The sequence below is a fragment of the Paracoccus hibiscisoli genome (assembly GCF_005048265.1).
GTDB classification, from domain to species: Bacteria; Pseudomonadota; Alphaproteobacteria; order Rhodobacterales; family Rhodobacteraceae; genus Paracoccus; species Paracoccus hibiscisoli.
Genome location: NZ_SUNH01000001.1, coordinates 1 through 11,674 on the forward strand (window position 1 = coordinate 1; position 11,674 = coordinate 11,674).

The following is an 11,674-nucleotide window of genomic DNA, read 5'->3' on the forward strand; positions in this document are numbered from 1 at the left end:
CGCGGCAAGCCGCATAAGGTTGTCATCATCGCCATTGCACGCAGGCTGGTCACCATCGCAAACGCAATCCTCAAAACCGGCAAGACATGGCGGACTCAGCCCCGCTGATAGACGCAATTGCTAGGCGATCTCGATCTTGCCGACCAGGGGCACGTCGTCCTGGGGGCCAACGCTGTGGCGCTCGATCATGCGGTGGACCAGGGGATCGCTGTCGCCCTTGTGCAGCGCACGCAGGGCCACGGCGACCTCGGCATCGGATTTGGTGCGGCGCAGGTTGTGGCGGACATATTCGTCCCAGGTCGCGATGTGATAGCTTTCGCTCCACTGGTCGGGGTGCTCAAGGTCGCGCAGCAGCGCCCAGTTGCGCGCCCCGTCGCGCCTGCGGATGTTGCGGCGGCGCTGCATCAGGCGCAGGAATTCCGGCACGTCGGCCTGGTCGATGCGGTAATCGACCATGACCATGATCGGCCCCGACCGGCCGCGCAGGTCCAGCATCAGCGCGGGTTCGCGGAACCGGTTGACCGGGTCCAGATCGACCGTGCCGAATTCCGGCGCCCGCAGCCACAGCCCGATCAGCGCGCCCGCCAGCAGCACCAGCCCCGCCGCCGTCAGCGCCGTGTCCAACCCCTGGGCGCCCGCGACCATGCCCCAGATCCAGGCGCCCGCCGCCATGCCGCCAAAGGTCGCCATCTGATACAGCGCCAGCGCGCGGGCCACGACCCACCGCGGCGTGGATAGCTGCACCGTCACGTTGAACAGCGACAGCGCCAGCACCCAGGCCGCCCCCGCCGGCAACATCGCCGCCGCATGCAGCCAGACCGAATCCGTCTGGCCCAGCACCAGCGCGGCGACCGCAAAGCCCGCAAAGGCCATGCGCACGACATGTTCGTTGTCCAGCCGCGCCCGGATGCGCGGGTTCAACAGTGCCCCCATAATCGCACCGACGCCGTAGCAGCCCAAAAGCCCCCCGAACAGCAGAGAGCCCCCCTCGGGGTGGCTTTTCGCCACCAGCGGCAGCAGGGCCAGCACCGCGATGGCCGCGAAGCCGAACAACCCCCCGCGCAGCAGCACCCGCATCAGGTTGGGCGACAGCGCGACATAGCGCAGCCCCGCCCCCACCGCGGCCAGGAACGGCTCGGGCGTGGTGACGCGGGGGGCCAGCCGCGGCTTCCAGCGCGCCATCGCCCCCAGCAGCGGCAGATAGCTGAGCGCGTTGACCGCGAAGGCCGCCGACGCGCCAAGCGTCGCCACGATCAGCCCGCCCGCCGCCGGACCCACGCTGCGCATCAGGTTGAAGCCCACGGAATTCAGGCTGACCGCCGCGGGCAGGTCCTTGCGCGCGACCAGATCGCCCATGCTGGCCTGCCAGGGCGGGTTGTAGATCGCCTGCCCCGCCCCCAGCAGGAAGGTGAACCCCAGCAGCAGCCAGGGCGTCAGCCCGCCGCTCCAGGCGACCACCGCCAGCGCCAGCGACACCGCCGCCATGAACAGCAGCGACCCCATCAGCAGCGCCTTGCGGTCGAAGATGTCGGCCAGCGCGCCCGACCCGATGGCCAGCAGCATGATCGGCAGGGTGTTGGACGCCTGGACCAGCGCGATCAGCGTGGCGCTGTCGGTCAGCTGGGTCATCAGCCAGGCCGCCCCCACCGCCTGCACCAGGCCGCCGAAATTCGACACCAGCGTCGCGCTCCACAGCAGGCGGAAATCGGGATAGGAGAGGGGCGCCAGGGCTGCGGGGCGGGCGGGGTCTGGGGACGGGCGGGTCACGAAGTCAGCCTCCTGGAACGCGGTCGGCAGGGGCAGCCTAGGCCCCCCGGCCGGGGGCTGCAACGGCACAGCCCCCATGAAAAATGCGGATATTCGCATCCGGGGGTGCAACCCGAATACACGCCAAGTTGTTCAACCCACGCACAAAGGTGATTCACCTGACGCCGTTTCGCCACATAGGCTGGACGCAGACGGCGAACCGACCGCGTGACGGGTGGCGCGGGGTTGACGACGCTTTGCGGTCGGCCTCATGGAAGCGCATGCGAATCGTGCCCGACCCCGGTCCGGGCGCCAGAGAACATAGATGCTGCCTCGGGCCTGCCTCTGCCGGTGGGTCCGACGATGAACAAGGAACATGCAACGATGCGCCTCGCTTCCCTTTTCGCGGCGCTGGCCCTGGGGCTGGCGGCTTGCGGTCCCACGCAGGAAACCGCCGCCCCCACGACCCAGCAGCCGGTCCAGATCCCCGAGATCTATCAGGCCCGCACCGATACCGGCCCCAATGGCGAGCCCATCCCGATCCAGGCGGTGCGCGCGGCCTATCTGAACGACCGCAACCGCCGTCAGTTGGTGCCCTATAACGGGTCGGAATCGGCGGGCACGATCGTCGTCGATCCATATGCGCGGGTGCTGTATCACGTGCAGCCCGGCGGGCAGGCAATGCGCTATGGCGTGGCCGTGGGCCGCGCGGGCCTGACCTTCGAAGGCCGCGCCACCATCGCGCGCAAGGCGTCCTGGCCCAGCTGGCGCCCGACCGACAACATGCTGCGCACCGAGCCGCAACTGTATGGCCAGTTCCGCAACGGCCTGCCCGGCGGCATGCAGAACCCCCTGGGGTCGCGCGCGCTGTATCTGTATCAGGGCAGCGTCGACACCTATTACCGCATCCACGGCACGCTGGACCCCTCGTCCATCGGCAAGGCGACCTCGGCGGGCTGCATCCGCATGTTCAACCAGGACGTGATGGACCTGTTCGAGCAGATCCCGACCGGCACCCAGGTCATCGTCCGCTCTCAGGCCGAGAGCGTGCGCATGGAAGGCCCGATGATCGAGACGCCCGAGGGCTATGTCGTGCCCGCCACCGCCGTTGCCGACCCGGCGATGGACCCGGCCGCGGCGCCCATGGCCGCCCTGCCCATGCAGACGGCGATGGCGCCGGTCGCCTCGGCTCAGCCGGTGATGGACCCCTATGCCGCGATGTCGGCGGTGCCCGCCGCAGGGTCGATCCAGCCCGCGCTGGTCAGCGACCCCTTTGCCTCGGGCGCGTTCTTGTCGCCGGTCGAAAGCGCGGTTCCGGCCCGCTGATCGGTCCTCCGCCGCGACCTGCGGCGCTTATGCACATGGTTCATGGCCCCGGTTTCGACCGGGGCCTTTCCAATTGCAAAATCCCGCATTCCTGCGCAATGTCATGCGCGACAGCCCTCCCGCCCTGCCGAAGGTCCCGCGATGCCCAATTACGCCAAGCGCGAACAGGAAACGCTGAGCGCCGACCAGCTGAGGCTGGCCGAGCAAAGCCGTCAGCCCGTGCTGGGCGGGCTGGACGATCCGACCCTGCTGGCGCTGATTCTGGCGCTGCGGTCGGCGCGCCGGGAGGCCCAGACAGGCGACCGTTCGGGCGACCCCGGCCCCGCCGAGATGCTGAACGCCGCCCTGCGCCGCGCCGACATGGAGCGGCGCAAGCGTGGCCTGCGCCTGCCGGCCGCCACGGACGCATCGCCCGAGCCCGGTCCCCCCAAGCCCGCCACCGCTGCGACCATCGCGGTCCCGCCCAAAGCCGTCACCGCGCGGCGCAAGCCCGCGACGCTGCCGCGCACCCCCGCAGGACGCAAGCCCGCCGAGGCGCGCAAGACCGATCTGCGCACCGAACCCCATCGCGTGCCCAAGCGCCGGGCCAAGCCGGACGTGGCACAGACGCCCCCCTCCCCCACCGATCCCGTAACGAGGACCTCTGTCATGAGCGACGATCAGGCACAGAAGGCCGCGAAACAGGCGGCGCGCAAGGCCCAGAAGGACGCCGAAAAGGCTGCCGAGAAAGAGGCTGCCAAGGCCGCCCGCAAGGCCGATAAGCAGGCCGCCAAGCGGGCGGAGAAGGACGCCGCGAAAGCCGCTCGCAAGGCGGAGAAGGAAGCCGCCAAAAACGCGCGCCGCGCCGCCCGCAAGGCCGAGAAGCAGGCCGAAAAGCAGGCCGCCAAGGCCGCTGGCACCGCGCCAAAGCCGAAGGATGCTGGCAAGGCCAAGGATGCCAAGCCCGCCTCCGGCAAGGCAAAGGCCGCCACTGACACCGGCAGCCAGGATCAGGCTGTCGCCGACAAGCCCAAGGCCGGGCCCGGCAAGGCAGCCGCTGGCAAGGCTGGCGGCAAGGCGGGGGCGGCCAAGGCGGGCGGCGGAAAAGCCGCCTCGGGCAAGGCGGGCGCGGGCAAGCCCGGCGCCGCCAAGAAAGCCAAGTGAGGTCTTGGCCTGCGCCCTGACCCGGGCGCAGGCAGCTCCGTTGTGATGCCCGCATGATCCGCCCCCTTCTGCACGCCGTCCTGGTCCTGGCCCTGGGGTTCGTCCCGGCGTCAGAGCTGTCGGCGCGCCCGGCGGTCGACGCGCTGCATGGCCGTCCCGCCCCCCGGGTCACCGAGGACCGGCGCTGTTCGGATGACGGGCGCGACTGCATCGACCGCGACAGCTATGCCGCCGATGTCTGCAAGCTGATCGAGCGCAACGCCGCCGATCACGGGCTGGACCCTGCCTTCCTGGCCCGTCTGCTGTGGAAGGAAAGCCGGTTCGAACCCTCGGCCGTCAGCCCGGCGGGGGCGCTTGGCATCGCGCAGTTCATGCCCGGCACGGCTGATCTGTACTGGCTGGACGACCCGTTCAACCCCGCGCAGGCGATCAGCAAGGCGGCGTGGTATCTGGCCCATCTGCGCGACCGGTTCGGCAATATCGGCCTGGCCGCCGTCGCCTATAACGGCGGAGAGAACCGCGCCGCGCGGTTCATCGGCCAGATGACGACCCTGCCCTATGAGACCATCGACTATGTCGAATCGATCACCGGCTTCAGCGCGCATCGCTGGCGCGACAACCCGCCCGCGCCGGGAGAGCTGCGCCTGGCGCTGGCCCCGGATCAGCCCTTCCGCCCCGCCTGCGAACGCATGGCCGGAGAGCGGTCGCTGCGCGAATTCAACACCCAGCCCCCGGCGATGCCCTGGGGCGTGGTGGTGGCCAGCCATCCCAGCCAGGCTGGCGCGGCCCAGCAGGTCGCCCGCCTGAACCGCACCCTGCGTCCGATCCTGGAGGACGGGGCCCGCGTGGGCTATGTCCGCAAGCGGATGAACGGCATGCCGCGGGCGGTCTATACCGCCCAGATCGGCTATGGCAGCCGGACCGAGGCCAACCGCTTTTGCGCGCGGTTCAAGACCCTGGGCGGGCGCTGCATCGTGCTGAAGAACTGATCACAGAAAGCTCTGCGGGTCGATATCGACCGACAGGCGCAGGTTCGTGGGCAGCTTGACCCCCGCCAGCCAATCCGCGATCGCCGCCTGGATCGGTGCCTGACGCGGCGCGCGGATCAGCATGCGCATGCGGTGCCGCCCCCGGACCCGCGCGATGGGCGCGGGCGCGGGGCCCCACAGCTCGGCCCCGACCTCGGCCAGGGGGGCGGCGCGTCCGGCCAGATGGCGCGCGAAATCGGCGACGGTGGCCAGGTCGGGATGGGACAGGATGATCCCCGCCAGCCGGCCGAATGGCGGCATGCCCGCCGCCTGACGGCCCGCGGCCTCGGCGTCCCAGAAATCCTCATCGCGCCCCGACAGGATGGCACGGATCACCGCGTGATCGGGCTGGTGCGTCTGCAGCAGCGCCAGCCCCGGCGCGGCGCCGCTGATGCGCCCCGCGCGCCCCGCCACCTGCCGCATCAACTGAAAGCTGCGTTCCGCCGCGCGCAGATCGGCGCCCTGCAGGCCCAGATCGGCATCGACAACCCCCACCAGCGTCAGGCGCGGAAAGTTGTGCCCCTTGGCCACGATCTGGGTGCCGATGATGATGTCCGTGTCACCGTCCGAAATCTGGGCGATCGTCTCCTTGAGCGCGCGGGCCGAATGGAACAGGTCCGATGACAGTACCGTGGCCTTGGCGTCGGGAAAGCGCGCTGCCACCTCCTCGGCGATGCGTTCGACGCCGGGACCAATGGGGGCCAGCTTTCCCTCGACCCCGCAGGACGGGCAGGCGGTGGGGATGGGCCGCGTCTCGCCGCATTGGTGGCAGACCAGGCGGTTCTGGAACCGATGTTCCACCATCCGGGCGTCGCATTGATGGCAGCCGATCTGCTCGCCGCAGGCACGGCAGACGGTGACGGGCGCGAAGCCGCGGCGGTTCAGGAAAATCAGCGACTGTTCGCCGCGCGCCAGCCGCGCGGTGACCGCCTGCGCCAGCGTGGGGGAGATCCAGCGCCCCTGCTCCATCGCCTCGGCCCGCAGGTCGATGGCGGCCATCTGCGGCAGCTCGGCCTCGCCATAGCGGGACCGCAGATCCAGCCGCGCATATTTGCCGCTGGCTGCGTTCACCCAGCTTTCCAGGGACGGCGTGGCGGATGCCAGCACCACCTGCGCGCGGTTGATGGAGGCGCGCAGCACCGCCATGTCGCGGGCGCTGTAATAGACGACGTCTTCCTGCTTGTAGCTGCCGTCATGCTCCTCATCGACGACGATCAGGCCCAGATCCGCAAAGGGCAGGAACAGCGCGGACCGCGCGCCGACGACCAGTCCGACCTGCCCCCGCCCGGCCATGTGCCACAACCGGCGGCGTTCGGTGCGGGTGATGCCGCTGTGCCATTCGCCGGGGCGGGCGCCGAACCGCGCCTCGACCCGGTCCAGGAATTCGGCCGACAGCGCGATCTCGGGCAGCAGGACCAGCGCCTGCCGCCCCTGCGCCAGGCATTCGGCCACGGCCTCAAGATACACCTCGGTCTTGCCCGACCCGGTGACCCCGCGCAGCAGCGTGGTGCCATAGCCGCCCGCCCGGATCGCGCCGCGCAAGATGTCGGAGGCCGCCTGCTGGTCGGGGGCCAGCGGCTTGCCCGCCCGCGTGGGGTCCAGCGCGGGATAGGGCAGATCGCGCGGCGCCTCGATCTCGGCCAGGGCGCCGCTGGCGACCAGGCCCTTGACCACGGAGGTGCCGACACCCGCCAGTTGCGCCAGCTCGGACGCGGCGAAGCTGGCGCCGCCGTGATCGGCCATGACCTGCAGCACGCGGGTCCGGGCCTCGGTCGCGCGGCCGGGCTGGCCCGATCCGGGGACGATGATCCGGCGCGCGGTGGGCGGCTGGTCGATGTCGGGCGCGCGCGTCGCCATGCGCAGCATCAAGGGCAGCGGCGTCAGCGTGTAATCCGCAGCCCGGGTCAGAAAATCCAGGAACCCCGCGTCAAAGGGCTGCGCGTCCAGCACGCGGGCCACGGCGCGCAGCTTGGCCAGGTCGAAATCGCCGACCCCCGGTCCCCAGACCAGCCCCAGCACCCGGCGCGGCCCCAGGGGGACCAGCACCAGCTGGCCCTGTCGCACGCCGTCATCGGGGGACAGATAGTCCAGCACACCGACCGTTTCGGCGGTCAGCACCGCGATGCGGGCGCGGGGGGGGAAGAATTCGGGCGGGGTCATGGTGGCGCGATAAAGACGGGGCGCGGGGCGGGTTGCAAGCCCCCGCATGGGTTGTGCCCCTTCCAGCCCGGCCCCATCTGCAGTATCACCCAGACAAACGCACCCTGAGGAGACGGGCCATGAAATTCTTTGTCGACACCGCCGATATCGCCGCGATCAAGGAACTGAACGACCTGGGGATGGTCGACGGGGTCACCACCAACCCGTCGCTGATCCTGAAATCGGGCCGCGCCATCGCCGAGGTCACCGCCGAGATCTGCGCCATGGTCGAGGGCCCGGTCAGCGCCGAGGTCGTGGCCGAGAAGGCCGACGACATGATCGCCGAGGGCCGCCACCTGGCCAAGATCGCGCCCAATGTCTGCATCAAGGTGCCGCTGACCTGGGACGGCCTGAAGGCCTGCCGCGTGCTGTCCGACGAGGGCCACAAGCTGAACGTCACGCTGTGCTTCAGCGCCGCGCAGGCGATCCTGGCGGCCAAGGCGGGCGCGACCTTCATCAGCCCCTTCATCGGCCGGCTGGACGACATCCACATGGACGGCATGGACCTGATCGCCGACATCCGCGAGATCTATGACAATTACGGCTACGAGACCCAGATCCTGGCGGCCTCGATCCGCACGGTGAACCACATCGTGGACGCGGCCAAGATAGGCGCCGACGTGATCACCGCGCCGCCGTCGGTCATCAAGTCGATGGCGAACCATGTCTTGACCGACAAGGGCCTGGCGCAGTTCAATGCGGACTGGGCACAGACCGGCCAGAAGATCCTCTGACCGCCACGGCCCCCGGAGGACCGCATGACCGACGCGCTGGACCCTGAAACCCGCGACCGGCTGCTGGCCGATCCGGGGGCCATCCTGGCCGACCGCGACCTGATGCGCGCCCTGGTGGCCGCGCGCGAGGCCGAGGTCGGAGAGAATGTCATCGACATCCGCGGCCGCGCCATGCAGGTCCTGGAGACCCGGCTGCAGCGGCTGGAATCCACGCATGAAAGCGTGATCGCCGCCGCCTATGACAACCAGTCCGGCATGGCGGTGATCCACCGCGCCGTGCTGGGCCTGCTGGAGACGGCCGATCTGGCCGATTTCACCGCCGCCCTGCAGACCGACATCGCGCCGCTGCTGCGCGTCGAGACCCTGCGCCTGGTGGTCGAGGAAGACCCCCCGCTGGACCTGCCCCCTGATGTGGTGATCGCGCCCCCGGGCACGCTGGACCGCATCCTGACCGCCGGGCGTCGTGCCCCGCGCGGCGACGACATCGTGCTGCGTGCGGCCCTGGTGGTGACGCGGCCCCTGCATGGCCGGACCGTCGCCTCGGAGGCGCTGCTGCCGGTCGATCTGGGGGCGGAGCGTCCGCGTGCGGTGCTGTTGATGGGCAGCGCGGATGCCGACCGCTTCATGCCCGCGCATGGCACCGACCTGCTGCGCTTTTTCGGGCAGGTGTTCCGACTGGCGCTGCTGGCGCGGCTGCCCGCATGACGGATGACCCCTGGGGCGGCCTGCTGTCTCCGGCCATGGCCGAGGCGCTGGACCGCTGGCTGCTGACCGAGGCGGCGACCCGCGACCGATCCATCCATACCGTCACCGCCTATCGCGCCGACCTGCTGGCCTTTCTGCATTTCCTGGCGCTGCATTGGGGCGAATCGGTGCCGCCATCCGGTCTGGCGCGGCTGCGGCAGACCGACATGCGCGCCTTTGCGGCCTCGGAACGCACGCGGGGCCTGGGGGCGCGGTCGCTGGCGCGGCGCATGTCCGGGGTGCGGTCCTTTCTGCGCTGGACCGCCGACCGCGAGGGGCTGGACGTGTCCGCGGCCCTGTCCACCCGCAGCCCGAAATACACCCGCAGCCTGCCCCGCCCCCTGACCCCCCTGCAGGCGCAGGACACGCTGGACCGGGTCGCGGATCACGGCACGCCTTGGGTCGGCGCGCGTGATCTGGCGGTGCTGACGCTGCTGTGGGGGTCGGGGCTGCGCATCTCCGAAGCCCTGGCGCTGGAAGGCACCGACTGGCCCTTCCCCGAGGGTCTGGTGATCCGCGGCAAGGGCGGGCGCGAACGTCAGGTGCCGGTGCTGGATGTCGCCCGGCAGGCGGTGGCGCGCTATCTGGACCTGTGCCCCTGGGGCCATCAGGCCGACCGCCCGCTGTTTCGCGGCATCCGCGGCGGCCGCCTGACCGCCGGCGCGGTCGAGGCCGCGATGCGTCAGGCCCGCGCCGCCCTGGGCCTGCCCGCCAGTGCCACGCCCCATGCGCTGCGCCACAGCTTTGCCACGCATCTGCTGTCGGCGGGCGGCGATCTGCGCACGATCCAAGAACTGCTGGGCCATGCCAGCCTGTCCACCACCCAGGTCTATACCGGGGTGGACAATGCCCAGCTGATGGCCGTTTATCACGCCGCCCATCCGCGCGGGTGAACCCTGACCCCGCCTTGCGCGTTCGCTCCATCATCTAGACACGAGGCCCCCGATGACCGACCACGCCATCTTTCACCGCCCCCTGGGTGCCACCCCGCCCGCCGGTTACGATCAGGCGATCTTTGGCATGGGCTGCTATTGGGGGGTCGAACGCCTGTTCTGGAAGCAGAGCGGCATCTGGCTGACCGAGGTCGGCTTTGCCGGCGGCGATGTCCAGAACCCGACCTATGACCAGGTCAAGCGTGGCGATACCGGCCATGCCGAGGTGGTGCGGGTGATCTATGACAGCTCTCTGGTCAGCTATGACCACCTGCTGCAGCTGTTCTGGGAAAACCACGACCCGACGCAGGGCGACCGGCAGGGCAACGACGTGGGCAACCAGTATCGCAGCCTGATCATGACCTTCACCGACCTGCAGGAAGCCGCGGCCGAGGCGTCCAAGATCGACTATGACAACCGCCTGGCCGTTCAGGGTCTGGACAAGATCACCACCCAGATCGTCCCTGCGGGCCCGTTCTGGCTCGCGCATGAGGCACATCAGCAATATCTGGAAAAGAACCCCGACGGTTATTGCGGGCTGAAGGGCACCGGCGTACAGGCCAGCATTCCCAACCCGGACCCGATCTGATGCCCACATACACCGCGCTGACCCATCTGAAAGGCCGCGAGGCTGCCGAGGCCCTGGCCGAAGCCTGCGAGGATCTGACCCCCGAACCCGTCGGCACCGGCATTTTTGAGATCGAGGATGGCAGCGAGCGGTGGGAGGTCGGCGCCTATTTCACCGAGGCCCCCGACGAGATCACGCTGGCGATCCTGGCTGCCGCCTATGGCGCGAACCCCTTTGCCATCTCGGAGCTGCCCGAGGTGGATTGGGTGGCCCATGTCAAACGAGAGCTGACCCCCGTGCGCGCGGGCCGGTTCTATGTGCATGGCAGCCACGATGCCGACGATATCCCCGAGGGCGTCGAGGCGCTGTGGATCGAGGCCGCGATGGCCTTTGGCACCGGCCATCACAACACCACCAAGGGCTGTCTGGAGGCGCTGGACCGCCTGGCGACCGACGGGTTTCAGGCGACCCGCATCGCTGATATCGGCTGCGGCACGGCGGTGCTGGCGATGGCTGCGGCGCGGCTGTGGCCGGTCACCGTGCTGGCCAGCGACATCGACCCGGTCGCGGTCGATACCGCCGCCGCCAACGTCATCGCCAACGGGCTGGACGGCCGGGTGGAATGCCTGGAGGCTGCGGGCTTTGACCACCCGATGCTGGAGGGGGCGGCGCCCTATGATCTGGTGCTGGCCAATATCCTCAAGCAGCCGCTGATCGACCTGGCGCCCGACATGGCCCGCCACGTGGCGCCCGCCGGGCGGATCATCATGTCGGGCATCCTGACCACGCAGGCCGACGAGGTCGTGGCAGCCTATCGCAAGGCGGGCTTTGCGCCCGGCCGGCGCGACGACATGGGCGACTGGACCACGCTGGTCATGACCCACGGCTGATCCCGCCCGCCGGACATCGACAAGCCGGACATGGAAAACCCCCGCAAGCGCAAGCTTCGGGGGTTTGATCGTCATGGGGTGCGGGCTGTCAGACGCCGCGCGCAATCCGCTCGATGTCGCCGCGGCACAGACCGATATCGTCCAGCTCGCGATCCGACAGACGGCTCAGTTCGCGGCGCGTCACGCGGGTTTCCCGCCAGGACGCCACCAGCGACACGATATGCGCGACGACGTTGCCCACGCCTCCGACAGCCACGCTGCGGTTCGTTTCGATCGTCGACATCAGTTCACCTGTTTTCATTTTGCCCGACCTTCGGGCAGATTTCCGATGAACAGGAGATAGTTTGGGCAGCCCACAAAGAGT

The 11,674-nt window shown here is 69.8% G+C and carries 11 protein-coding genes; 8 read left to right on the forward strand and 3 right to left on the reverse strand.

Annotated elements, in window-relative coordinates; genetic code table 11:
- Positions 1-120: 120 nt before the first annotated feature.
- Positions 121-1,767 (reverse strand): MFS transporter, encoded by a 1,647-nt coding sequence (locus FA740_RS00010; protein ID WP_246053351.1) that lies wholly within the window; start codon positions 1,765-1,767, stop codon positions 121-123.
- Between the two features lie 363 nt (positions 1,768-2,130).
- On the opposite strand from FA740_RS00010, the gene FA740_RS00015 reads away from it, so the two are divergent.
- The 3 genes from FA740_RS00015 (at position 2,131) to FA740_RS00025 (ending at position 5,204) form a co-directional block, all read left to right on the forward strand.
- Positions 2,131-3,072, forward strand: a complete 942-nt coding sequence (locus tag FA740_RS00015; protein WP_136854726.1) for a L,D-transpeptidase — start codon at positions 2,131-2,133, stop codon at positions 3,070-3,072.
- A gap of 141 nt (positions 3,073-3,213) precedes the next feature.
- Positions 3,214-4,215 (forward strand): hypothetical protein, encoded by a 1,002-nt coding sequence (locus FA740_RS00020; RefSeq protein ID WP_136854727.1) that lies wholly within the window; start codon positions 3,214-3,216, stop codon positions 4,213-4,215.
- 53 nt (positions 4,216-4,268) lie between these two features.
- Positions 4,269-5,204 carry a lytic transglycosylase domain-containing protein gene (locus tag FA740_RS00025; protein WP_136854728.1) on the forward strand — a complete coding sequence of 312 codons (936 nt, stop codon included), beginning with the start codon at positions 4,269-4,271 and terminating at the stop codon, positions 5,202-5,204.
- Here FA740_RS00025 and FA740_RS00030 read toward each other — a convergent pair whose 3' ends face one another.
- Positions 5,205-7,403 carry a primosomal protein N' gene (locus FA740_RS00030; RefSeq protein ID WP_136854800.1) on the reverse strand — a complete coding sequence of 733 codons (2,199 nt, stop codon included), beginning with the start codon at positions 7,401-7,403 and terminating at the stop codon, positions 5,205-5,207.
- Between the two features lie 119 nt (positions 7,404-7,522).
- On the opposite strand from FA740_RS00030, the gene fsa reads away from it, so the two are divergent.
- The 5 genes from fsa to FA740_RS00055 are packed head-to-tail and all read left to right on the forward strand — an operon-like array spanning position 7,523 to position 11,310.
- Complete coding sequence (gene fsa, locus FA740_RS00035) at positions 7,523-8,176, forward strand: fructose-6-phosphate aldolase (RefSeq protein ID WP_136854729.1); 654 nt, start codon at positions 7,523-7,525, stop codon at positions 8,174-8,176.
- A gap of 24 nt (positions 8,177-8,200) precedes the next feature.
- On the forward strand, positions 8,201-8,881 hold the full coding sequence (locus FA740_RS00040) for a DUF484 family protein (RefSeq protein ID WP_136854730.1): 681 nt from the start codon (positions 8,201-8,203) through the stop codon (positions 8,879-8,881).
- The gene (locus FA740_RS00045) at positions 8,878-9,813 is read left to right on the forward strand and encodes a tyrosine recombinase XerC (RefSeq protein WP_136854731.1); all 936 of its coding nucleotides are present in this window, start codon (positions 8,878-8,880) and stop codon (positions 9,811-9,813) included. The genes FA740_RS00040 and FA740_RS00045 overlap by 4 nt, the downstream gene beginning before the upstream one ends.
- Before the next feature lie 52 nt (positions 9,814-9,865).
- Positions 9,866-10,441 carry a peptide-methionine (S)-S-oxide reductase MsrA gene (msrA, locus tag FA740_RS00050; RefSeq protein ID WP_136854732.1) on the forward strand — a complete coding sequence of 192 codons (576 nt, stop codon included), beginning with the start codon at positions 9,866-9,868 and terminating at the stop codon, positions 10,439-10,441.
- Positions 10,441-11,310 (forward strand): 50S ribosomal protein L11 methyltransferase, encoded by an 870-nt coding sequence (locus tag FA740_RS00055; protein ID WP_136854733.1) that lies wholly within the window; start codon positions 10,441-10,443, stop codon positions 11,308-11,310. The genes msrA and FA740_RS00055 overlap by 1 nt, the downstream gene beginning before the upstream one ends.
- Before the next feature lie 88 nt (positions 11,311-11,398).
- On the opposite strand, the gene FA740_RS00060 is transcribed toward FA740_RS00055, so the two are convergent.
- Positions 11,399-11,593, reverse strand: a complete 195-nt coding sequence (locus tag FA740_RS00060; protein WP_136854734.1) for a DUF1127 domain-containing protein — start codon at positions 11,591-11,593, stop codon at positions 11,399-11,401.
- Positions 11,594-11,674 lie beyond the last annotated feature (81 nt).